The sequence below is a fragment of the Rhodococcoides navarretei genome (genome assembly GCF_038069675.1).
Taxonomy (GTDB): domain Bacteria; phylum Actinomycetota; class Actinomycetes; order Mycobacteriales; family Mycobacteriaceae; genus Rhodococcoides; species Rhodococcoides navarretei.
In genome coordinates this window covers 679150-702466 of record NZ_JBBPCN010000001.1, presented here as the reverse complement: position 1 = coordinate 702466, position 23317 = coordinate 679150, and the positions used below count along the sequence as shown (strand labels likewise).

Annotated in this window: 21 protein-coding genes; 2 read left to right on the top strand and 19 right to left on the bottom strand. The window is 66.0% G+C overall.

The features are described 5' to 3' along the window. Window positions 1–15: 15 nt before the first annotated feature. Window positions 16–1194, top strand: coding sequence for a lipase family protein (locus AABD04_RS03420; RefSeq protein WP_243594656.1), 1179 nt, complete (start codon window positions 16–18; stop codon window positions 1192–1194). 65 nt (window positions 1195–1259) lie between these two features. Next, window positions 1260–2591, top strand: coding sequence for a serine hydrolase domain-containing protein (locus AABD04_RS03415; protein ID WP_341440238.1), 1332 nt, complete (start codon window positions 1260–1262; stop codon window positions 2589–2591). 227 nt (window positions 2592–2818) lie between these two features. Here the strand turns inward: AABD04_RS03415 and AABD04_RS03410 are convergent, their stop codons facing one another. The 19 genes from AABD04_RS03410 to dacB all read right to left on the bottom strand — a co-directional run bounded on the left by AABD04_RS03410 (window position 2819) and on the right by dacB (window position 23312). Next, window positions 2819–5359, bottom strand: a complete 2541-nt coding sequence (locus AABD04_RS03410) for an ATP-dependent Clp protease ATP-binding subunit (RefSeq protein WP_094640916.1) — start codon at window positions 5357–5359, stop codon at window positions 2819–2821. Between the two features lie 274 nt (window positions 5360–5633). Beyond that, window positions 5634–7157, bottom strand: coding sequence for a lysine--tRNA ligase (gene lysS, locus AABD04_RS03405; RefSeq protein ID WP_243594658.1), 1524 nt, complete (start codon window positions 7155–7157; stop codon window positions 5634–5636). Between the two features lie 36 nt (window positions 7158–7193). Next, the gene (locus AABD04_RS03400; RefSeq protein ID WP_243594659.1) at window positions 7194–7616 is read right to left on the bottom strand and encodes a rhodanese-like domain-containing protein; all 423 of its coding nucleotides are present in this window, start codon (window positions 7614–7616) and stop codon (window positions 7194–7196) included. Beyond that, entirely contained in the window at window positions 7613–8182 is a 570-nt protein-coding gene (locus tag AABD04_RS03395; RefSeq protein ID WP_243594660.1) for a cysteine dioxygenase, read from the bottom strand. The genes AABD04_RS03400 and AABD04_RS03395 overlap by 4 nt, the downstream gene beginning before the upstream one ends. 137 nt (window positions 8183–8319) lie before the next feature. After that, on the bottom strand, window positions 8320–9120 hold the full coding sequence (locus AABD04_RS03390; protein WP_094613722.1) for a type III pantothenate kinase: 801 nt from the start codon (window positions 9118–9120) through the stop codon (window positions 8320–8322). Window positions 9121–9124: 4 nt separating this feature from the next. Continuing rightward, window positions 9125–9556: an aspartate 1-decarboxylase gene (gene panD, locus AABD04_RS03385; RefSeq protein WP_032380718.1), complete on the bottom strand. Its 432-nt coding sequence runs from the start codon at window positions 9554–9556 to the stop codon at window positions 9125–9127. A gap of 9 nt (window positions 9557–9565) precedes the next feature. After that, on the bottom strand, window positions 9566–10468 hold the full coding sequence (gene panC, locus AABD04_RS03380; protein WP_341440237.1) for a pantoate--beta-alanine ligase: 903 nt from the start codon (window positions 10466–10468) through the stop codon (window positions 9566–9568). Further along, window positions 10465–11379 carry a Rossmann-like and DUF2520 domain-containing protein gene (locus AABD04_RS03375; protein WP_243594663.1) on the bottom strand — a complete coding sequence of 305 codons (915 nt, stop codon included), beginning with the start codon at window positions 11377–11379 and terminating at the stop codon, window positions 10465–10467. The genes panC and AABD04_RS03375 overlap by 4 nt, the downstream gene beginning before the upstream one ends. Window positions 11380–11493: 114 nt before the next feature. After that, window positions 11494–12873, bottom strand: coding sequence for a DUF6779 domain-containing protein (locus tag AABD04_RS03370; protein WP_341440236.1), 1380 nt, complete (start codon window positions 12871–12873; stop codon window positions 11494–11496). A 90-nt stretch (window positions 12874–12963) separates the two neighbouring features. Further along, window positions 12964–13434, bottom strand: coding sequence for a DUF3180 domain-containing protein (locus AABD04_RS03365; RefSeq protein ID WP_341440235.1), 471 nt, complete (start codon window positions 13432–13434; stop codon window positions 12964–12966). Then, entirely contained in the window at window positions 13431–13973 is a 543-nt protein-coding gene (gene folK, locus AABD04_RS03360) for a 2-amino-4-hydroxy-6-hydroxymethyldihydropteridine diphosphokinase (RefSeq protein ID WP_341440234.1), read from the bottom strand. The genes AABD04_RS03365 and folK overlap by 4 nt, the downstream gene beginning before the upstream one ends. Further along, entirely contained in the window at window positions 13970–14374 is a 405-nt protein-coding gene (folB, locus tag AABD04_RS03355) for a dihydroneopterin aldolase (RefSeq protein WP_243608683.1), read from the bottom strand. The genes folK and folB overlap by 4 nt, the downstream gene beginning before the upstream one ends. After that, complete coding sequence (gene folP, locus AABD04_RS03350) at window positions 14371–15219, bottom strand: dihydropteroate synthase (protein WP_459112812.1); 849 nt, start codon at window positions 15217–15219, stop codon at window positions 14371–14373. The genes folB and folP overlap by 4 nt, the downstream gene beginning before the upstream one ends. Before the next feature lie 19 nt (window positions 15220–15238). Next, a complete protein-coding gene (gene folE / locus AABD04_RS03345) occupies window positions 15239–15826 on the bottom strand; it encodes a GTP cyclohydrolase I FolE (protein WP_243594704.1) in 588 nt (195 codons plus the stop codon). A 230-nt stretch (window positions 15827–16056) separates the two neighbouring features. Then, window positions 16057–18939: an ATP-dependent zinc metalloprotease FtsH gene (gene ftsH, locus AABD04_RS03340; RefSeq protein ID WP_341440232.1), complete on the bottom strand. Its 2883-nt coding sequence runs from the start codon at window positions 18937–18939 to the stop codon at window positions 16057–16059. A gap of 299 nt (window positions 18940–19238) precedes the next feature. Then, a complete protein-coding gene (gene hpt, locus AABD04_RS03335; protein WP_094641392.1) occupies window positions 19239–19790 on the bottom strand; it encodes a hypoxanthine phosphoribosyltransferase in 552 nt (183 codons plus the stop codon). A gap of 11 nt (window positions 19791–19801) precedes the next feature. After that, the gene (gene tilS / locus AABD04_RS03330) at window positions 19802–20812 is read right to left on the bottom strand and encodes a tRNA lysidine(34) synthetase TilS (protein ID WP_341440231.1); all 1011 of its coding nucleotides are present in this window, start codon (window positions 20810–20812) and stop codon (window positions 19802–19804) included. A 17-nt stretch (window positions 20813–20829) separates the two neighbouring features. Continuing rightward, the gene (locus AABD04_RS03325; protein WP_243608686.1) at window positions 20830–21918 is read right to left on the bottom strand and encodes a zinc-dependent metalloprotease; all 1089 of its coding nucleotides are present in this window, start codon (window positions 21916–21918) and stop codon (window positions 20830–20832) included. Continuing rightward, window positions 21909–23312 (bottom strand): D-alanyl-D-alanine carboxypeptidase/D-alanyl-D-alanine endopeptidase, encoded by a 1404-nt coding sequence (gene dacB, locus AABD04_RS03320; protein WP_341440230.1) that lies wholly within the window; start codon window positions 23310–23312, stop codon window positions 21909–21911. The genes AABD04_RS03325 and dacB overlap by 10 nt, the downstream gene beginning before the upstream one ends. Between the last annotated feature and the right edge of the window lie 5 nt (window positions 23313–23317).

The window sequence follows — 23317 nt, the reverse complement described above, 5'->3', positions numbered from 1 at the left end:
CGAAGGATGCGACAGATGAAGGGCTCAGTAGGGGCAGTGGCGATCGCAACGGCGGTGATGCTGGCGGTGTCGACGCCGGTGGCGACCGCCGATTCACTGCGGGACTTCTACGACGCACCGGTCCCGACCATCGCCACATCAGCTCCTGGCGAGGTGGTGAGGACGAAGCCGATGAATTCGCCCAAAGGATTCGGACTGGGTTTCGACATCGAACGCATCCTCTATCGATCCACCGATACCCACGACGACCCCATGGTCGTCTCCGGCTACTCGATGACCCCCACCGCTCCATGGACGGGACCCGGCCCCCGACCGGTGATCGCCTACGCACCCGGCACGTCCGGTATGGCCGACCGCTGCGCCGGGTCCGCAGTTCTCGGCACCGTCGGGTCGTCCCCCGCCATCCTGCCGCTGCTGTTGGCCGGCTACCGCGTCGTCGCGACGGACTACCAGGGGCTGGGCACCCCCGGCGGACACACGTATCTGAACCGCATCGCCTCGGGCCGCGCTCTGCTCGACGCCGCCCGAGCGGCACACGCCGACACCGACACCCCGGTGGTGCTGTTCGGCTACTCCGAAGGCGGATTCGCCTCGGGAGCCGCTGCGGAGTTGGCCGCCACGTACGCGCCGGACATCGATATCGTCGGGGCGTATGTCGGTGCACCGCCGGCAGATCCGACGCTCAACATCGACACCCTGGACAACACGACTCTCGGCAGCGCCGTGCTCTTTGCCGTCGACGGCATGATCAACGCCTACCCGGAACGAGCGGAGAGCATCCGCAGCCTCTTCGACGCCGACGGCAACGCCGCACTCGATGCCGCGCAGAACTGGTGCACCACCGACCCCGCGGCCACCGAGATCGTGCACACCAGCGAATTGACCGAGGACGGCCGGCCACTCATCGACCAGCTGAGCAGCCCGGCTTTCGCCGAGGTGACCGCAGCGAACACTGTCGGCCGCGTCGCCCCGGCCATGCCGGTGTACCTGTCGCAGGCAGTCGAGGACGACACCGTACCCATCGAGCAGAGTCGAACTCTGCTTCGGCGCTGGGAAGACCTGGGTGGCGACGTCACCTACCGCGAGTACGAGTTCCCGGCCATCCCCTACAAGGGCGCGAACCACCTCCCGGGAGCCCTGGCTGCGTATTCCGATGTCATGCCCTGGATCGCCGGGCTGATTCACACACCCTGATCTCAGGCGTGAAATCAGGGTGTTCACCGAGGCGTCGACCTCGATGAGGTTGGTTCACTGCATCCATGCGCATCGTGCACGCCCTCCTCATCGTGGCGGCAGTCCTGACCGCAGGCTCCCCCATCCCGCCGGACCCCGGCCCGGCGTCGGACATCGGGTTGGTGGCGGACGAGCTGGGGCTACCGGGGGTGGCGTTCCGGGTCGTCTCCGAACGGGAGGTCATCGAGAACGTCGACTACGGAGTCGACGGCGACGGCGCACCGATCGACGACGCGACGCCGTTCGTGTGGGGGTCGGTGTCGAAGTCGGTGACGGCGGCGACGGTGTACTCGCTCGCCGAACGTCAGGTCCTGGACATCGAAGCAACTGTGAACACCGTTCTACCGGACAGTGATTCGATCCTTTCGGGCGACGTCACGATCGACGACCTGATCCACCACACCAGCGGGCTCCCCCACGACGTCACCGAACTGGACGTGTGGGGGCGTACGGAGCGAGCGCTCGATGTCGTCCCCACCTTGGACGTCACCACCGCCGACCGCGGCACCTTCCGCTACTCGAGCCTGAATTATCTACTGCTGCAAGCGATCGTGGAGAAGGTGACCGTAGAGCGATTCGCCGACGTCGTGGCCCGTGAAACCGGAGTGCACACCGTCGGCGCGGTCGCACCCGGCCACGTACCGTTCTTCACCTTCCCCCGCAGTATCGATACCGGAATCGACTCCGCTGGAATGGGTTACGGCTATCTGAGTGGTTCCATCGACGAACTCTCACGCTATGCATCCAGGCAACTGACTGCTCCGGCGTCGAACAGTCCCGAGACGGTGCCCACGGGCTCGGGCACAGCGTACGGGCGCGGGTGGTACGTCGAAACGCTGCCCGACGGTACCGAGATGCGATGGCATTCGGGCGCGGTCCCCGGCTATTTCACGCATGTTGCGCTCATTCCCGAACGCCACCTGGCCGTGGTGTTCGCGACCAACCGATACGGAGAACTGGAGGCAGAAGAGTTGGCTTCGGCGGCTCGCTCACTCGTTCTCACCCGACTCGGAATCGACGAACCCCGCATCACCGGCCTCGGCATGTACGAAATCGTGCTGATCGCGTCGAGCACACTCGCGGTGTTGCTGGCACTGTGCGCGGGCCGAATCCTGTTTCGCATCAAAACTCCCCCGAGCCGATGGACACCTGTGCACATCCTGATGGCAGCCATCGCCGGAGGAGTGCTGTACTTCGGAATGCCGATGCTCACCGGGGCACCGATCTCGACCCTGGCCCGCTGGGCTCCCGATGTGACTCTGCTGTTCTGGATCCTGCTGGCCGAACTTGCCGTCGTCGCCGTTGCCCTCGCCGCTCGGGTCCTCCTGCTGCGTCAATGGACCACTGCACACGTCTGACCGGTACAAGGGTCCATTCACGCCCGACCGCTACCTGCGTGAATGGACCGTTGCATACGTCTGGGCGGTGCAAGGGTCCATTGACGCGAACGGGCGGGTGCACGCGAACGGGCGGGTGCACGCGAACGGGCGGGCGGGTGGGCGGACGGGAGGCGAACGGCGTGGGCGGACATACGACAACGGGCGACCCTCCGAAGAGGATCGCCCGTTGTGTGAAGCTGTGAGACTTACTCGCTGTCGCTGTCTCCGGTGGCCTTGGCCAGATCGACCGGAACCTCGTCGGGGACGATGATGGCCTTCTTCTCACCGCGGAACGTGAACTTCGCGTCCTCGCCTGCGCCTTCGCCGTCCCAGTTCTCGACGTCGACCAGGATGATCTGGCCGGCTTCGATCTCGCCGAAGAGGATCTTCTCCGACAGGGCGTCCTCGATCTCGCGCTGAATGGTGCGACGCAGTGGCCGTGCACCCAGTACGGGGTCGAATCCACGCTTGGCCAGCAACGACTTCGCCTTCTCGGTGACCTCGATCGCCATGTCCTTGTTCTTGAGCGCACCTTCGACTCGGTTGAGCATGAGATCGACCATCTGGATGATCTCGTCTCGGGTGAGCTGGTGGAACACGACGATGTCGTCGATGCGGTTCAGGAACTCGGGGCGGAAATGCTTCTTCAGCTCGTCGTTGACCTTGAGCTTCATCCGCTCGTAGTTCGAGCCGGTGCCTTCACCCGAGGAGAAGCCGAGACCGACGGCCTTCGAGATGTCTGCGGTACCGAGGTTCGAGGTGAAGATCAGCACGGTGTTCTTGAAGTCGACCGTGCGTCCCTGTCCGTCGGTCAGACGACCGTCTTCCAGGACCTGGAGCAGCGTGTTGTAGATCTCCGAGTGGGCCTTCTCGATCTCGTCGAACAGCACGACGGAGAACGGCTTGCGGCGGACCTTCTCGGTGAGCTGGCCACCCTCTTCGTAGCCGACGTATCCGGGAGGAGCACCGAACAGGCGCGACGCGGTGAAGCGGTCGTGGAACTCGCCCATGTCGATCTGGATCAGTGCGTCGTCCTCGCCGAACAGGAAGTTCGCGAGAGCCTTCGACAGCTCGGTCTTACCGACACCGGACGGGCCGGCGAAGATGAACGAGCCCGACGGACGCTTCGGGTCCTTCAGACCTGCACGGGTACGACGGATCGCCTTCGAGACTGCCTTGACTGCCTCGACCTGGCCGATGATCCGCTTGTGCAGCTCGTCTTCCATGCGGAGCAGACGCGTGGTCTCTTCCTCGGTGAGCTTGAAGACGGGGATGCCGGTCCAGTTGCCCAGAACCTCGGCTATCTGCTCGTCGTCCACCTCGGCGATGACGTCGAGGTCACCGGAGCGCCACTGCTTCTCCCGCTCGGCGCGCTGACCGACGAGGGTCTTCTCCTTGTCGCGCAGGTTCGCAGCCTTCTCGAAGTCCTGTGCGTCGATGGCCGATTCCTTCTCCCGGCGCGCGTCGGCGATCTTGTCGTCGAACTCACGCAGGTCTGGCGGCGCGGTCATCCGGCGGATGCGCATCCGCGCGCCCGCCTCGTCGATGAGGTCGATTGCCTTGTCGGGCAAGAACCGATCGTTGATGTACCGGTCGGCCAGAGTGGCGGCCGCGACGAGTGCACCGTCGGTGATCGAGACGCGGTGGTGAGCCTCGTAGCGATCGCGCAGACCCTTGAGGATCTCGATGGTGTGCTCGACGGTCGGCTCGCCGACCTGGACGGGCTGGAAACGACGCTCGAGGGCGGCGTCCTTCTCGATGTACTTGCGGTACTCGTCGAGGGTGGTGGCACCGATGGTCTGCAGTTCGCCACGAGCCAGCTTCGGCTTGAGGATCGACGCTGCGTCGATGGCACCTTCGGCGGCACCTGCGCCGACGAGCGTGTGCAGCTCGTCGATGAACAGGATGATGTCGCCGCGGGTGTTGATCTCCTTGAGCACCTTCTTCAGGCGCTCCTCGAAGTCACCGCGGTAACGGCTGCCGGCCACGAGCGAGCCGAGGTCGAGGGTGTAGAGCTGCTTGTCCTTGAGCGTCTCGGGGACCTCGCCGTTGACGATGGCCTGCGCCAGGCCTTCGACGACTGCGGTCTTACCGACACCGGGCTCACCGATGAGGACGGGGTTGTTCTTGGTACGACGCGACAGCACCTGCATCACGCGCTCGATTTCCTTCGCGCGACCGATGACCGGGTCGAGCTTGCCTTCGAGCGCGGCCTGGGTCAGGTTGCGTCCGAACTGGTCGAGAACCAGTGACGTCGACGGGGTGCCCGCCTCGCCGCGACCGCTGCCGCTCTCGGACGGCTCCTTGCCCTGGTAGCCCGACAGCAGCTGGATGACCTGCTGGCGCACGCGGTTGAGGTCGGCTCCGAGCTTGACCAGGACCTGAGCTGCGACGCCTTCGCCTTCGCGGATCAGTCCCAGCAGAATGTGCTCGGTGCCGATGTAGTTGTGGCCGAGCTGCAGTGCTTCACGCAGGCTGAGCTCGAGTACTTTCTTGGCGCGCGGGGTGAACGGGATATGACCGGACGGAGCCTGCTGGCCCTGGCCGATGATCTCCTCGACCTGGCTGCGTACTCCTTCGAGGGAGATGCCCAGCGACTCGAGAGACTTGGCTGCGACGCCTTCGCCCTCGTGGATGAGGCCGAGCAGAATGTGCTCCGTGCCGATGTAGTTGTGGTTGAGCATCCGGGCTTCTTCTTGAGCCAGGACGACAACACGCCGCGCGCGATCGGTGAACCTCTCGAACATCGCTCTCCCTCACTTCTTGGCGGGTGGTAGCTCGCCCACCAGTTCTTCTAGCGCCGCAGTGTCCAACACGCCGGGTCGCTTGTGCATTTGAAGGTAAGACTGCTTCTCACTGTAGTTGGCCGACGTGATGAACGCCGACCCTCCACCCCTGAAATGCCGCGCAACCGCCCACGTATGTGGACTGCCTTGCCTGCTTACTGTTCATAACGCAGGCACTATGCAAAACGTTTCCCATTCACTGTCCGCTGCTGGCGAACAACTCTTTACCGTCGAATCAGGCCTGAGACGGCTTGACGATGGGAAACAGGATCGTTTCGCGGATCCCCAACCCGGTCAGCGCCATCAACAGACGGTCGATGCCCATGCCGGTTCCGGTGGTCGGCGGCATGCCCTGTTCCATCGCGGCGAGGAAGTCCTCGTCGAGCACCATGGCCTCGTCGTCGCCCGCGGCGGCTTGGCGCGCCTGGTCCTCGAAACGCTCACGCTGGATGATCGGATCGACCAGCTCGGAGTAGCCGGTGGCCAGCTCGAACCCACGGACGTACAGGTCCCACTTCTCGGTGACGCCTGGCTTGCTGCGGTGCTGACGCGTCAGCGGGGACGTTTCGACCGGGAAGTCGCGGACGAACGTCGGTTCGGTCAACGCGTCGCCCACCTGGTGTTCCCAAAGCTCTTCGACGAGCTTGCCGTGGCCGTAGATCGGGACGCCGTCCTTGCGTGGCACCTCGACGCCCACCTTGTCGGCGATGGCGAGCAACTCGTCGACGGTCGTGTCGGGGGTGACGTCGAATCCGAGCGACTCCGACAGTGACGGGTACATCTCGAGCGTCGTCCACTCGCCGCCGAGATCGTAGGTCGTGCCGTCGGGCAGTGTGACGACCGTGGATCCGAGCGCTGCCATGGCCACTTCCTGGACCAGCTCACGCGTCATCCTCGCCGAATCGTCGTACGTGCCGTAGGCCTCGTACGTCTCGAGCATCGCGAACTCCGGCGAGTGCGAGGAGTCGGCACCCTCGTTGCGGAAGTTGCGGTTGATCTCGAACACCTTCTCGATACCGCCGACGACGCAGCGCTTGAGGAACAGCTCCGGCGCGATACGCAGGAACAAGTCGGTGTCCATGGCATTGGAGTGCGTGACGAACGGCCGGGCTGCCGCGCCGCCGTGCAGGGTCTGCAGCATCGGGGTCTCGACTTCGAGAAACCCGCGACGCTCGAGTGCATTGCGTAGTTCTCGGACGACGGCGATGCGCTTGCGGGCAGTCTCACGCGAGGCCGGGTTGGTGATCAGATCCAGGTAACGCTGCCGGATCCGCGTCTCTTCGTTCAGTTCCTTGTGCGCGACGGGCAACGGCCGCAACGACTTCGACGCGATCTGCCACGCGTCGGCCATGACGCTGAGCTCGCCGCGTCGGGAGCTGATGACCTCACCGTGCACGAACACGAAGTCACCGAGGTCGACATCGGACTTCCACTCCGCGAGAGCGTCCTCGCCGACGCCTGCCAAGCTGATCATGGCTTGGAGTTGGGTGCCGTCACCCTCCTGCAGCGTGGCGAAGCACAGCTTCCCGGTGTTGCGAACGAAGATGACACGGCCGACGACTCCGACCGTCAGGCCGGTGGTCGTATCGGGTTCGAGCTCGGGGAACTCGGTACGAATCTCGAGCAGGGAATGGGTGCGCGGAACCGACACCGGATATGCCTCGACCCCGCGCTCGAGCAACGCGGCGCGCTTGGCACGACGAATCCGTAGCTGCTCCGGTGTGTCGTCGGCCGGCTGGGTAGAAGCTGTATCACTCACGCGCACACACTTTACAGCGCAACGCGGTGAGGACGATCAGTGCGCTGCGACGGCCTCTGCCTCGCGAACGCAGTGCTTGGCCTGCGTCAACACACCGAGCAGCCCAGCCGACTTCAGCGCCTGATAGCCGCCGACCAGGTCGGTGGACCTGTGCAGACCCAGCAGCTTGAGCGACGCGGCCGCGAGCGAGGACGTGTAGCCCTCGGAGCAGATCACGATCCACTCGACGTCGTGGTCGACGGCGATCGCCAGGCGCGCATCACTCGTCGGGTCCAGACGCCATTCGAGGACGTTGCGTTCGATGGCCAGCGCGCCCGGCAACGTTCCTTCCACGGCGCGCTGCGCCTGCGGGCGGATGTCGACGACGACGGCTCCGCGGGCGACGGCGTCGCGCAGTTCGAAGACGGTCGTGCGATCGATGGTCTCGCGTGCGGATTCGAGCATTTCGACGATGGTCATGCGGTGGCCTTTTCGGGTTCGTCGGTGAGCTCGCTACGGGTGCGACGCAGCGTGGACCGTTCGGTCACGTCGTAGTAGGACATCGCAGTGAGCGGTGGCGAGTAGGCGTGCACGCTGAGGGTGGGGCCGGTCGTGTTCGACGCCGGATCGTGCATCACGTCGTGCACCCACCCGAGCGGGAACGACGCCTGATCACCGGCGTCGAGACGACGCTGCTTCAGTCCTGTTCCAGCCCAACGATATTCGAGCAGCGAGCCACTGAGCACGGTCAGCGCACCGAGAGATCCCGCGTGATCGTGTAGTTCGGTGGAACGATCGGGAACCCAGCTGATCAACCAGACGTCGAGATCGTCGTCGGAATGCAGGCGGGCGGCCCAGCGCTCGTCGGTCGGCCAGCGACCGCCACCCGGAAGCAGGTGATCGAAGCGACCCTCCAGGACGTCGGATGCGCCCTGGTCGGTGATCCGAAGCAGGTCGGGAGGACGCAGCCGAGTCGGCAATGTCGAGACCGACCGTGAGGACGATGCGGGTCGGGAGGGTGCAGAAAATACAGGTGTGGAAAGCATGAAGCTCTACTCCAGGGGTGTGTTACGAACGAGGCAGGGTTCAGCCTCGACAACACTCCTGGGTGGCCATGCACGTCATCACGTCGACGATTCTGACACACGAACGCCCGACGCGCTACCCCGCTTCACCGAAACACTCAGCGTGGCCGCCGCTTTGCCATGTTGCGTTCGTAGACCAGACGCAGCCCCTCGAGCGTCAGGTCGGGTTCGTGGTGCTCGATGGTCGTCGACTCGGGCAGGATCAGCGCCGCGATGTCACCGGTCCCGATGATCGCGACGTCCGCGCCGGTCACCTCGGGTACCTCTCGCCGAATTCGCCCGACCAGACCGTCCACCAAACCCGCGAATCCGAAGATGGTGCCCGACTGGATGCACTCGACGGTGTTCTTGCCCAGAACCGAGCGAGGCCGGATCATCTCCACCTCGCGCAGCGTGGCAGTGCGCGTCGACATGGCCGACGCAGACATCTCGAGACCTGGAGCGATGGCACCGCCGAGAAATTCCCCCTTGGCCGAGACCACGTCGACACAGGTGGTGGTTCCGAAATCCACCACGATGCACGCCGTGCCGTACAGGTCATGTGCAGCAAGGGTATTGACGATGCGGTCGGCACCGACCTCTTTGGGGTTGTCGACCAGCAACGGCACTCCGGTCCGCACACCGGGTTCGACCATCACGTGCACCACGTGATCCCAGTAACGCGCAAGCATCGTCCGCATCTCCCGCAGTACCGACGGCACGGTCGACAGCGCAGTCACCCCGGTGATCCGTTCGGCGTCCTCACCCAGCAGACCGCGCAACATGAGGGCCAGCTCGTCGGCCGTCACATGGGGGTCTGTTCGAATTCTCCAGTCCCGCAGTAGCTTCGAGTGGTCACCGGTGCCGGTGAACAGCCCGACCACGGTGCTGGTGTTGCGCACATCGATCGCGAGGAGCATCGAATCAGACCAGCACGGAATCGGCCCGCAGATCGCGCGGTGTGATCAGACCGGAGCCCGCGGGCGCATGAGCCGGATCGCTGCCGAGTTCGACGGGCCGGTTCTTCTCGTCGACGAACACCACTCGCGGCGCGTAGTCGGCAACCTCCTGCTCGTTCATCACCCCGTAGGCGATCAGGATGACCAGGTCGCCCGGGTTCACCAGATGCGCTGCAGCACCATTGATTCCGATGACACCACTGCCGCGTTCGCCGGTGATCACGTAGGTTTCGAGCCGCGCTCCGTTGTCGATGTCGACGATGGTGACCTGCTCGCCCTCGAGCAGGTCGGCGGCCTCCATCAGATCCTGATCGACGGTCACCGAGCCGACGTAATGCAGGTCTGCGTGCGTGACGGTGGCGCGATGGATCTTGGACTTCATCATCGTTCGAAACATGTTGTGCCCTCAGCTCTTCGGATCGTCGGGGTACTCGAGGAAGCCGGTGCCGACGGCGACACCGACGTTGTCGATCAATCTCGTGGTGCCCACCTTGGCGGCCACGAGCAGTCTTCCGTCTCCGCGTTCGGGAGCCGGGCCGAGATGCGGGTCGCGTACCTCGAGGTAGTCGACCTGCACCAGCGGTGCCACGTCGAGCACGGCGCGCGCGGTGGCCAGAATGGCGTCGACGCCCCCGGCAGCTGCGTGCGCCCCGGCAACGAGGGCAGCCGACAACGCCATCGCAGCGTCGCGCTGCTCGGCATCGAGATACCTGTTGCGTGAGGACAGGGCCAGACCGTCCTGCTCGCGGACCGTCGGAACCCCGATGACAGCGACATCGAAGTTCAGGTCTCGCACCATCTGACGAATCAGCGTCAATTGCTGGTAGTCCTTCTCCCCGAAGTACGCCCGATGCGGCGCGGCGATCTGCAGCAGCTTGGCCACGACGGTGAGCATCCCTGCAAAATGAGTTGGCCTGCTTGCACCTTCGAGTTCTGCGCCGATCGGTCCGGGATGGACCGTGGTGCGCGGGCCCGACGGGTACATATCCGACGCGGACGGTGCGAAGACCAGCTCGACTCCCTCCTCACGCAGCAGCGCGACATCGGCGTCGAGGGTCCGAGGATAGGCGTCGAGGTCCTCCCCCACGCCGAACTGCAGCGGATTGACGAAGATCGACACGATCACCACGGCACCGGTGAGCTTGGCCTGGCGCACCAGCTGCAGGTGCCCGGCGTGCAGTGCGCCCATGGTCGGCACCAGAGCGACCTGCTTGCCGACGCCTCGCAGTGCCTTCGACACCGACGTGATCACCGCGGGATCGTGGTGAACCGTCAACTGCCCCTTGGTATAGCTGCCCGCGAGGGTCATCGATTCCCTTCCAGAAGTTCGATCAGGTCTGCCTTGGCCCCGATGCGCTGCGCCGATCGCAACGACAGCGCCCGGTACCCGGCGGCGATCCGCGAATCCACGGACTCGAGCACGTCGAGATGCTTGCCGACGGCAGCGGTGTCACCGCGCGCCACCGGTCCGGTGAGGGCAGACTGCCCGTTGCGCAGCGCATTGTCCAACGCCGCTTCGAGCAGTGGAGCCAGAACACGCTCGGGCACACCACGCTCGGAGTCCGAACCGGGAAAACCCGGACCGGCCAATGCAACTCGGAGTGCTTCGACCGCGTCGACCACCAAAGTGACGAGGTGATTGCTGCCGTGCGCGAGAGCGGCGTGGTAGAGCGCTCGATTGTTCTCGGGCACGTGCACCGGCTCGCCGCCGATCTCGAGCACGAGAGCCTGCGCCACCGCATAACCGATCTCGTCACCCGCGGTGATGCCGAAGCACGCCGCCGTCATCCGGTCGGTGTCCTCCACTCCGCCGCTGAACGTCATCGCCGGGTGTATCGCCAACGGCACGGCACCGAGAGCGGCCAAGGGCTCGAGCACCGAAATCCCGTTTGCGCCCGAGGTGTGCAGCACCAGCTTTCCCGGCGCCACCGCCCCGGTGGACGCGAGCCCCGCGACTATCGACGCCAGCTCACTGTCCGGTACGGCCAGAATCAGCAGCTCCGCGCGACGAGCAACCTCGTCGACGGGCAGAACCTGAGACTCGGGCAGTCGATCACGTACTCGTGCGACGGATGCGTCCGATACGGCGGCGGCACCGACAACGACATGCCCGACGCGTTCGAGCGCCTCTCCGAATGCGGTCCCCACTCGTCCGGCCGAGACGACACCCACGGTCAATCGAGCCGGAGACAGACCACCAGTGAACCCTGATGAGGTCACCGAAAACTTCCTCTCGTTCGTTCCAGTCCCGCGCGGCGGGTACCAGACGTCCTGCAGGGAACACTAGCGACCGCGACCCCACGTGTGCCATGGGGTACCGGTGTGATGTGGTTCTCAGTCCGCGCGGCGGCGGCGACGGCGAGTGCCCGGATCGGTAATCGATGCATCGGGGCCGTCTCCGCCCTGCAGACCGGCCATGATCTCGGCAACGCTGCGACCGTTCGAGTGTGCGCCCGGCGCATCCTCGTCGCCGGCCGACTCCGCGCGCCTACGATTGCGTCGAGGCGAGACGGCCGTGTCCTCGGCCGGTGTCTCGTGGTCCCCGGTGCCCCCGAAGAACGCGTCGGCCGAATCTCGTAACGAGGAGCGGGACTCCGAGTACGTGTCTTCGTATCGGTCCGAGTCGGTGTCGTCCCCGGGCTCGGACCCGTGATCCGCGGCGGGCTCGGTTGTGTACTGCTCGGGCGAGGCCTCGGCCGGCTCGGCGTAGGACTCGGACGCATACGATTCGGCCGAATACGAACCAGCCGAATCGGCCTCCACTCGCTCGGTCTCGGGGGTTTCGGCCGAGACCTGCGGGGCGTACTCCGCAGCCGGTTCCGAGTCGGCAACCGGCCGACGCGCCTGCTCGAAGTTGTAGGCGGTGAAGGGCGAGCTGGGCGGAGTCACGCGTGCGGCCGGTCGCGGGGCACCGTAGGGGCGCGCCTGCGCTTCGGGCCGCTCGTACGAATCGACGCCCTCGTCGGACGCGGCCGAGTCGTAGCTCGACGGCTCGTACGAACTCTCGGCGTACGGATCCCGATCCGACTCGGCAGCCGTCGGAGCCCCGGCGGTTGTCGTGGCCTGCGGCATCTCGTCCGGATCCTCCGGGTACACCACCGAGGTCTCGGCCGTGACCGGCTCGTCGTAGGGAGTTCCGACACCGTTGAGACCATTTCCCGCAGCCATCGCCCCGTTGCCGTTCCCGCCACCGCGGACGTACAGGCCGGACGGCGCAGGTTGATAGCTGTCGTATCCGCGACCGCCGAGTTCCTGCATCCTCATCGCCTCGGCGCGCAGGGCGACACGTTCGGTCGGCAGATTGCCGTCGAAGAGCACCTGCAGATTCTGACGAAGGGCAGCGAGTTCGTTGCGCAGCGCCGCGACCTCGTCGATCTCGAGCTGCGATTCTCCGCGAACCCGAGCTTCGACGCTCATCTCGTACTCGCGCCGCGCCGAGATCTCGCGCGCCAATTGCAGCTCGTAGACCGTCTGCAGGTCCTTGGCCTTGGTCTGATCGGCGGCCGCCTCGCGTCGATACTTGGTCATCGCGAACGCACCGATCACCGCAGCCCACAGAGCCGAGAGAACACCGACCCTCATCCACTGCACGCTCTCGGTGAAGAGCAACAGCACGCTGGCGATGATGCCGAACACGACGAGCGCCGCGAGGAACAGCTGGCTCGCACTACGCCTCTTACGGCGTCCCTTCTTTGCGCGAGTCTGGTCTGTCATGTTCACAAGGGTAACCGGCAAATCGTTCGCAAATAGTCATCCTCGACCGATCACTTACACAACCGAGGTAACAATCAAATGTTTCCAGCGTTACCGAGAACGCTCGTCGTCACGGTCTTTCGGGGTGCGGCAGCACTGTTCGAGCCACACCGCGGCAGCGACGACGGCCAGCCCCGCCACCAGCGCGACGATGGCGCCGGCGCGATCCGAAGACGCTGCCCGAACCGTCGCCGCCCGGGGCATCACGTACACCAGGAACCCGACGCACACCCCGACGACAGCGGTTCCCACCAGCACCGATGCCTTCGCCAGCACCAGTGCCCTGAACACCGTCAACGGGTGCAGATCGTGCAGACCACCGCCGACCCGATGCTCGGCGATTCGATTACGAACGATCACCGCAGTGACCACCTCCACCACGGCCACCAGATACAACGACGCCCCGGCGTACACCGGAATCGGCGGGAACGAGCCGTAGAAGACCCGAACCAGTAGCCAGGTGCCGATCGAAGCAACCAGGAAAAGACCCAGAACATCCCAGACCTTCGTGGGATTGGTCACCACAACCGATCACCGACACCCTCTTGCTCTCCCGGTCGTTCCTGCAGGCTCCACTCCTGCCGAACAACTCCCGCACGCTCCTCCGGACTCAGGCGCGCCAGCAACTCGCTCACCGGTACGTCGTCGTCACCGACGCGCAGGGTGGCGTCGGGTTCGACGTCGAGCCACGGCCGCAGAACGAATGCTCGCTCGTGCGCGCGCGGATGCGGAAGGATCAGCCGTGGATCGTCACTGATCAGGTTCTCGCACACCACCACGTCGACGTCGAGGCTTCGCGGACCCCACCGCTGCACCCGAACGCGGTCGGCTGCCTCTTCGAGTCGCTGACCGAAGCGCAACCAATCCCAGGCGTCGAACGCGTCGTCCTCGGCCACCACCACGGCGTTCAGGAAGTCCTGCTGCTCGACGCCACCCCAGGGAGCGGACCGATAGACGGGCGAGCAGGCCACCGTTCGAGAACCCAATTCGGCTGTGACAGAACGCAAGTGACCCAGCGAATCACCGACGTTGCTGCCGATGGACAGCACGGCACGGGTCACGATCGCTCCCGGTAGGCCACCACAGCGACGTCGGCGAACGTGAGCGGGATGGGTGCCGACGGCTTGTGCAGCACCACTTCCACCGCCTCGACCCGGGAGTCGTATGCCAGTACGACCTCGGCGATCTCGGCCGAGACCGTTTCGATCAGGTCCCTGGACGGGCCCGAGATCACTGCCGCGGCACGCTCGGCCAGTTCGCCGTAGTGCAGGGTGCGGGTGAGATCGTCGGTTTCGGCTGCGGGTTGCAGATCCATCCAGACGGTGATGTCGACGACGAAGTCCTGGCCGTCTCGCTTCTCGAACTCGAAAACGCCGTGATTGCCGCGCACCGTCAGGCCCCGCAGTTCGATGCGGTCGCCACGGCGTGTTCCTGCACCGGCGCGGCTGCTGATCTCGCTCATGCCCGGTCACCCTGCCATGCCCGTACGACGGCAACCGCATCGAGTGATGCCTGGGCGTCGTGTACCCGCACGCCCCACGCGCCCCCGGCGACGGCGAGCGCCGAGACCACCGCGGTGGCGATCTCTCGCCCGTCCGGTGGGCGCGGAGAACCGTCGTGGTCGGCCAACAGAGTTCCGAGGAAGCGTTTACGGGAGGCACCGACGAGCACCGGGAATCCGGCCGACACCAGGTCGGGAAGGCCGCGCAGCAGTTGCCAGTTGTGTTCGGCATTCTTGGCGAATCCGAGGCCGGGGTCGAGCACGAGCATCGACGTGTCCACTCCCGCAGCCACTGCGTGATCCACCTGTTCGAGCAGTTCGCTCCGGACGTCGGCAACCACGTCGTCGTACGCATCGGCTGGACCGGCATGGCGGTACTCGGAGCCTGCGGCCCGCCAATGCATCAGTATCCAGGGCAGGCCACCGTCCGCGACCACGCCTGCCATGGCCGTATCGGCCCGACCGCCCGAGACATCGTTGACGATCGCGACACCGGCCTCGATCGCGGCCTCGGCGACCGAGGCGCGCATCGTATCGACGCTGGTGACCACCCCTTCGGCGGCCAGTGCGGCGATGACCGGCACGACGCGTTGTACTTCGAGGACCGGATCGATCCGATCCGCCCCCGGACGCGTCGACTCACCACCGACATCGACGATGTCGACTCCGCGACGACGCATCGCCAGTCCGTGCTCGACGGCGGCGTCGACGTCGAGATATCGACCACCGTCGGAGAACGAGTCGGCAGTGACGTTGAGAACGCCCATGACGACAGGGGCAGAGGGGATACTTCGCGCTCGGCTCATCGGCAATCGACCGGTTGCGTCATTTCCGCAGAATCAGGTCCAGAGCTTCCGAACGCGATGCCGCGCTGGACTGCAACAGACCCCGCACCGCCGAGGTGGTGGTGCTGGCACCCGGCTTGCGAATCCCGCGCATGGCCATGCACAGGTGCTCGGCCTCGATCACGACGATCGCACCTCGTGGGTCGAGTTTGCGCATCAACGCGTCGGCGATCTGGCTGGTCAGACGCTCTTGAACCTGAGGTCGCTTGGCATACATGTCCACCACGCGCGCCAGTTTCGACAGGCCGGTCACCTTGCCGCTCTTCCCGGGGATGTAGCCGACGTGTGCAACTCCGTGGAACGAGACCAGGTGATGCTCGCACGTGGAGTACATGGGGATGTCGCGGACGAGAACCAACTCCTGGTGCCCCTCGTCGAACGTCGTGTTCAGCGCCGTGTCCGGGTCGGTGTAGAGCCCGGCGAAGATCTCGCGGTACGAGCGCGCGACGCGAGCCGGGGTGTCCAACAGACCGGGACGGTCGGGATCCTCACCGACGGCGATCAACAGCTCACGAACGGCAGCCTCGGCGCGCGGTTGGTCGAACACAGCGCCGGTGGCGTAGGCCACGGTCTGCTCGACGGTTGCCGGGGCGACTGCTGGGACTTCTGCCGAGTCGCTTGACGACTCGTCGGTCCGGTTGACTGACACGTGAACGTACCTCCGGTTGGGTTCCGCGAATGTGACAGCTGGGTCGACCTGCACCTGTTCTGGGACAACAGTTACGCCGACCTGCAGCACGGTTCGAACGGCATACTGGGCCGACCGAGTAGGTCGACCCAGTAAGCCTAATGATCTGCCTAGCGGTAGGAACCGCCCGGCCCTTCCCAGCGTTGCGTCCGCGGACCCTCGTCGCCGTCGTCCTCGGCTCGCTCGTCTGTCCGCGAGTCCTCGGGCGGGGTGCTCTCGGGGCGATCGTCCCCGGGGAGCGGATAGCTCTGCGACGGGGTCGGTACCTCCCAGGTAGGAGCCGACGACTGTTCCGTTGCTGCCTCGTCCTGGTTCTGGCCGTACGGGGGCTCGTGCCGAGAGGTTCGGCCCTGATCCCGGGTGTCCGGCCGGAACGGATCCGGCTGATACTGCGGAGGCTGATACGCCTGCGATTGATTCGGCGGCCCACCAGCAGGCGGCTGATACTGCGGCGGCTGCTGGTACGTCGGATGCTGGCGGTACGTCGGCGGCTGGACCTGAGACGGGTCGTAGCGATTCGGGTCCGGTCGATCCGCGTCGGGCTGCTCGCGATTCGGCTGATTCCGATCCGGCGGTGTGGACGGTCCCTGGTAACGGGGAACCGACGGCTGGTCGCGCGGCGGCCAACCCGGAGCCGACCATCCGGCCGGGGCACCGTAATCGGGACGCGAGCCCTGGCCGGGGCCGCTGGGGCGAGGGTCCTGTCGGCGATAGCCCTCGGAGTAGCCGCCTCCGTTGGGAGCGCCTCCGTTGGGAGCGCCTCCGTTGGCCGGGCCGCCGTAACCGCCGTTGTAACCGCCACCGTTGTAGCCGCCGTTGTAGTCACCGGTTGCCGGTGCACTGCGTCGACCACTGCCGGTATTCGGCGCATTGACGTCCCCGGTGCCGGGCGAGGCGTCTACCGGCCCACCGTTGTTCGGGGCACCGTTGGTGGGGCTGCCGTTGTATCCGTTGCTGCCGTTCGGGTAGCCACCCTTGCTCAGCTGCGGCGAACCGGCGTAGCTGGGCTGCGGAACCTGTTGCGGCGGAAGCTGTTTCGGGGCCGGCGGCACCGGAGGCCACGGCTCGCCGCGCTCGGCAGCGAGTTCGCGAGGAGTCTTGACCGGCGGCTTGTCCGAGGGCTTGCGGTCACCGAAATCGTTGAACAAGGTGATGCGCGGGCGCTTGGTGACGCTGTGGAAGATCTTCTCGAGGTCCTTGCGGGTGAGCGTCTCGCGTTCGAGCAGCTCCGAGGCCAGGGTGTCGAGCAGGTCGCGGTACTCGTTGAGGATGGCCCACGCCTCGGTGTGCGCAGCTTCGATGAGCTTGCGCACCTCCTCGTCGATCTCGCGGGCGACCTCGTGCGAGAAGTCGGACTGCTGGCCCATCGAACGGCCGAGGAACGGGTCGCCCTGTTCCTGTCCGTATCGGACGGCTCCGAGTTTGCTGCTCATGCCGTACTCGGTGACCATCGCGCGCGCGATCTTGGTGGCCTGGTCGATGTCCGAGGACGCACCGGTGGTCGGCTCGTGGAAGACGAGCTCCTCGGCCGCGCGACCACCCATGGCCATGACGAGCCGAGCGATCATCTCGGACCGCGTCATCAGACCCTTGTCGTCCTCCGGAACGGTCATGGCATGTCCGCCGGTGCGACCGCGAGCAAGGATGGTGACCTTGTAGACGGGCTCGATGTCCGGCATCGCCCACGCCGCGAGAGTGTGGCCACCCTCGTGGTACGCGGTGATCTTGCGCTCGTGCTCGCTGATGATGCGGCTCTTGCGGCGCGGGCCACCGACCACGCGGTCCACCGACTCCTCCAGGGATGCCTCGGTGATGACGGTGCCGTTCTCGCGAGCCGTGAGCAAAGCCGCCTCGTTGATGACGTTGGCCAGGTCTGCACCGGACATCCCGACGGTTCGCTTGGCGAGACCTTCTAGGTCGGCGTCCTGGGCGACCGGCTTACCGGCCGAGTGCACCTTGAGGATGGCCCGACGGCCGGCCAGGTCGGGGGCACCGACGGGAATCTGCCGGTCGAAGCGGCCCGGGCGCAGTAGGGCGGGGTCGAGGATGTCGGGTCGGTTGGTGGCGGCGATGAGGATGACGCCGGTGCGTTCGCCGAAGCCGTCCATCTCGACGAGCAGCTGGTTGAGAGTCTGCTCACGCTCGTCGTGACCGCCGCCCATGCCTGCGCCGCGCTGACGGCCGACGGCGTCGATCTCGTCGACGAAAATGATGCACGGGCTGTTCTGCTTGGCCTGCTCGAAGAGGTCACGCACGCGGGACGCACCGACGCCGACGAACATCTCGACGAAGTCCGAGCCCGAGATGGTGAAGAACGGCACTCCGGCCTCGCCCGCGACGGCGCGCGCGAGCAGCGTCTTGCCGGTTCCGGGAGGACCGTAGAGCAGCACGCCGCGCGGAATCTTGGCACCGAGCGCCTGGTAGCGAGACGGATTCTGCAGGAAGTCCTTGATCTCGTAGAGCTCTTCTACGGCCTCGTCGGCACCCGCGACGTCGGCGAAGGTGGTCTTGGGCATGTCCTTCGTCAACTGCTTGGCCTTGGACTTGCCGAAGCCCATGACCCCACCGCGTCCACCGCCCTGCATGCGGCTCATCACGAAGATGATCACGCCGAGGATCAGCACCATCGGCAGGATCAGCAGCAGGAACGAGCTGAACCAGCTCTCCTGGGTGACCGTGGTGTTGTAGCTGTCGAGGCCCTGCGAGTCGACCTTGTCGAAGATCTGCTCGGACGCCGAGTCCGGGTACTTCGAGATGATCTGAGTTTCGTTGCCCGAGGCCTCGTTGGCCTCTTTGAGCGTGAGCCGGATCTGTTGTTCGCGGTCGTCGATCTGCGCGGATGCCACGTTCCGGTCGTCGAGCTGGGCGATCGCCACCGAAGTGTCGACCGTCTTCCAGTCCCGCGTGTCGTTACCGAAGTAACTGAAGGCATAGATCACCAACAGAATGCCGAAAACGATGGCCAGATTTCGTATTACTGTCTTCCGATTCATACAGCTTCAGCCGAGTCGGCCGTGTCCTTTCAGTCCGCTCCCGCGCGCTGGCTGCTCCCTGCCCGCCGGATGCTCCAGGCTACCGCGAGACCAGGACATAGGACTCGCTCTTACCTGGCGCTGTGCGTCCACGCACCTGTCGGCGTCGACGCTTCTTCCCCTCCAACGACCGCACTCCCCCAGCAGTTCCCCGTATATCGCCGCACACTATCCCCATCGATGGACCATTGCACGCGTCTCGGCGCGGCAATGGTCCATTCACGCGAAGCGGGTGAAGCAGGTGAACCGAACTTCCCAGCTCAGCTGTAGACCTTGGGGTCCAGCAGACCGATGTAGGGAAGATCCCGGTAGCGCTCGTTGTAGTCGAGGCCATAGCCGACGACGAATTCGTTGGGGATGTCGAAGCCCACGTTGGCGACCTCTACGTCGACCTTGATGGCGTCGGGCTTGCGCAGCAACGTCACCACCGACAACGAGGCAGGTGACCGAGTCGCGAGGTTGCGCTTGAGCCAGCTCAGCGTCAGACCGGAGTCGATGATGTCCTCGACGATCAGCACGTGGCGTCCGGTGATGTCGCGGTCGAGGTCCTTGAGGATCCGGACCACGCCCGAGGACGAGGTGGACGAACCGTACGAGCTGACCGCCATGAACTCGAGCTGCGCCGGGATGGGCAGTGCCCGGGCGAAGTCGGTCATGAACATGATCGCGCCCTTGAGGACGCCGACCAGGAGCAGGTCACCTTCCGGTGCCCCTTCGGGATAGCGCTGGGCGATCTCTTCTGCGAGTTCCGCAGTGCGCGCTTTGATCTGTTCCTCGGAAATGAGAACCGATTCGATGTCGCCCTCGTACACGGGGTTTCCCTTCATTCGTTCTCCAGGCCGACGCTCAGCCTGCCATGCCGACGCGAGCACACCAACCTGGCGTCGGGCGTTCCGCCTGGCAGCGCGACTCCGCCCTGACCCGTCCACCGTCCGACGAGGGCATCGACGGCTCGGAGCTGCCGGTCGGTCAGCGACGTCACACCCCGGCCGAGCAACCATCGGCGCAGCACTCGCCGTCGAATCGCGGAGTCGAGCGAGTCGATCGCGGACACCTCCAGTTCCGGTGCACCTACCCCGACGACGGATTCGGCCATCGCGTCGAGCACCCGGCCGTCCTCACGCAGCTGTTCGGCCGTCCGCGCCAGTGCAGCGGCGACGCCACCGCCGAGCACATCCTCCAACAGGGGCAGCACCTCGTGACGCAACCGCACGCGAGTGAAATCGGTGTCGGTGTTGTGCGGGTCCTCGAACGGCTCGATCCCCAGCTCGACGCAGGCAGCCCTGGTCACACTGCGCCTCACTCCGAGCAGCGGTCGACCCCACGGTGCATCGAATGCCGCCATGCCCGCTATCGATCGCGGTCCCGATCCGCGGCCCAACCCGAGCAGGACGGTCTCGGCCTGATCGTCGAGGGTGTGCGCCACCAGCACCGACGCGTCGCCGCGGGCCAGGTTCAGCGCGTCGTACCTCGCCCGGCGAGCGGCTGCTTCCATCCCACCCGAACCGGTGACGTGCACGTTCAGCACCTGCGCATCACCCACGCCGAGATCGCGGGCCCGCTCGGCGGCAGTTGCGGCGACCTCGGCCGAGCCGGCCTGCAGACCGTGATCGACGATCAACGCCTGCACGTCCCGAGCCTCGGCCACGGTCGCGGCCGTCAAGGCCAACGAATCCGCTCCACCGGACAGCGCAACAGCCACCGGCCCGGGATGGGCAGCGAGCCACCCACGCACCGCATGCCTGATCTCCAGCAGCGCCGGGCCTTCGGGCAGTCTTGGTCGTTCCGCAGGCTCCACTCCTTCGGGCAGTCGTGGTCGTTCCGCAGGCTCCACTCCCTCAGGCAAGAGCACTAGCCCAGAACTCGCGCGATCCAGGCGTCCGGGTCCTCGATTTCCGACAGCAGTGGCAGCGTGTCGGGGCCGGTCCACACGGTGTTGAAGCGTTCCATTCCCACTGCGGCGACGACGTGGTCGACGAAGGCCTTCCCGCGCACGTACTGCGCCATCTTCGCGTCCATCCCGAGCAGCGCTCGGATCACACGCTGGAGCGGGTTGACCTTGCGCTGACGGCGCTGATCGAACGCGCCGCGAATCTGCGCCACGGTCGGCACGACGGCCGGTCCGACGGCGTCCATCACGTGGTCGGCGTGGCCCTCGAGCAACGTGCCCAGCACCAGCAGCCGGTCGATGGCGTCGCGCTGCGGCTGCGGCTGGGTGGCGCGCAGCAGTCCGACGATGCCCGCGTCCTCGGACTTGGACGACCCGCTCGGATTCTTGCGGGCCTTGAGCGCGCCGCTGAGGCGGTTCGCAACATCGGAGAGCGGCTCGTCCGTGCCGTCGGAGAGCACGCCCACGTTCTCGCGCATGTAGCCGCCGAGCCACGGCGCGGAGGAGAACTGCACTCGGTGCGTCACCTCGTGCAGGCACACCCACAGCCGAAAGTCACTCGGCGAGACACGAAGCGCCCGCTCGACGGCAATCACGTTGGGCGCGACCAGAAGCAGCGTGCCGTTCTCGCCGGTGAACGGGTCGTACTGTCCGAGAATGGCACTGGACAGAAATGCCAGCATCGCCCCTGCCTGCAGTCCGGCCGGTTTCCCGCCGAGCAGACCCGACGGCGGCGTGCCGTCGTCGTCTCCGGTCAGGTGCTTCATCGACGACGCGGCCGCGGCGATCCAGCCTGCGCGATCGACCACGTGAGCGTCGGGCACGGGGAGTCCGTCGGCCAGACCGGTGGTCTCGCGAACCGGCCCCTCGGCCCGAATCGATGCGGCGGCAAGCTCTTCCACGGCCGCCTCGGCGGTGTAGCGCGAAGTGGCCGGACCCGGGCGGACCAGCTTGGCTCCGGTTCTGGCGGCCACGGACCAGTCGACCGCACCGGCGAAACCGGAGGTGTCCTCGTTCTCGTCGGCACTCGCCGCTGCTGACTTCACTGGCATCCACACAATCTCAGGGTCGATGCCACGGCATCGAGGGCGGGGCGACTGACGCCGGGCGGTCGGTCGTTCGACATCAGCGCAAAGGTCAGGACTCGGCCGTCGACGTCGACGACATATCCGGCCAAAGCACTTGCTGCAGAGAGGGTTCCGGTTTTCGCCCGCACCCAGCCCGCTCCGGTCCGGTTCCCGGAGGCGTACCGATCCGACAGCGTTCCGGTGGCACCGGCAACGGGTAGATAGTCGAGCATCGCGCGCAGCGTCGGCTGCTCGTTTCCGGCCGCGGACGTCAGGACCTGATCGAGCAGTCTCGCCGGAATCCTGCCGTCCACCGACAGTCCACTGGCGTCGTACAGCGTCAGGCCCGCCATGTCGAAGCCGGCGGAGTACAGGGTCTGCCCGATCGACGCCACGGCACCGGAAAAGCTCGCGGCCGTGTTCATCTCGAGCGAGAGTTCGCGTCCGATGGCCTCGGCGAGGACGTTGTCGGAGCGATAGACCATCTGCTGCAAGCGATTTCGCAGGGGTGCAGATTCGACGGAGGCAAGCTGATCGGCCCCTTCGGCCGCCGTGCCCGGCGTCACCGCTACCGGGTCGACGCCCAGTCCTGCGGCCAGTGCCCGGCCTGCATCGAGTGCCGGGGTGGTGCTGCGCGGCGACTCGTCGACGAGTGGGTCGGACCTCCCGCCGTCGAGCATGATCGGTTCGATCGGGGTGATGGAACCGGCAGCGATATCGGCGGGAAACCAGCCCTGCGCCATCGTGTCACCGGAATAGAGCGAGGTGTCGACGCCGATGCTGCGCACCACCGTTCCGCTGCGGCGAATCTGCTCGACCAGGTCGTCGATGCGCGCCGCTCCTGGGTAGAACCCGTCGGTTCCGACCGGCAGCGCAGTGAGTGTGGGGTCGCCGCCCGCGATCAGCACGATGTCGCCCTCGGTGCTGCCCTGGACCACCCGGGTGGTGACGCGGTGATCCGCCGGGAGCGCGAGCATTGCCGCGGCCGCGGTGAGCAGCTTGGTGGTCGATGCGGGGGTCATCGGCGCATCGGGATTCTTGGACCAGATCACCTGGCCGGTCTGCGCGTCGGCGACGGTTCCGGTGAACGAGCCGAGGTCGGGATCGTCGACCACCTGGGCCAATGCGGCTGCCAGACCCGCCGAGCTCGGCATCGGTGCCGATTCCGGAAAGGGGGTGATCGACGGGTCGGGCAGCACCGTCTCGGGCGGGGGCTCGATCGCGGTCTCGGCACCGTCGGACACCGACGGCAGCACGAGCGCGGCCGTCGTGACTGCGAGGATCACCACGAACAGAGCGCACAGCGTCAGGATCACCCGCTTCTTCCTCCGCCGTCGGCTCGCTGTGGGGCCGAGGAACCGCCGTGTCAGCCCCGCCACTGTTA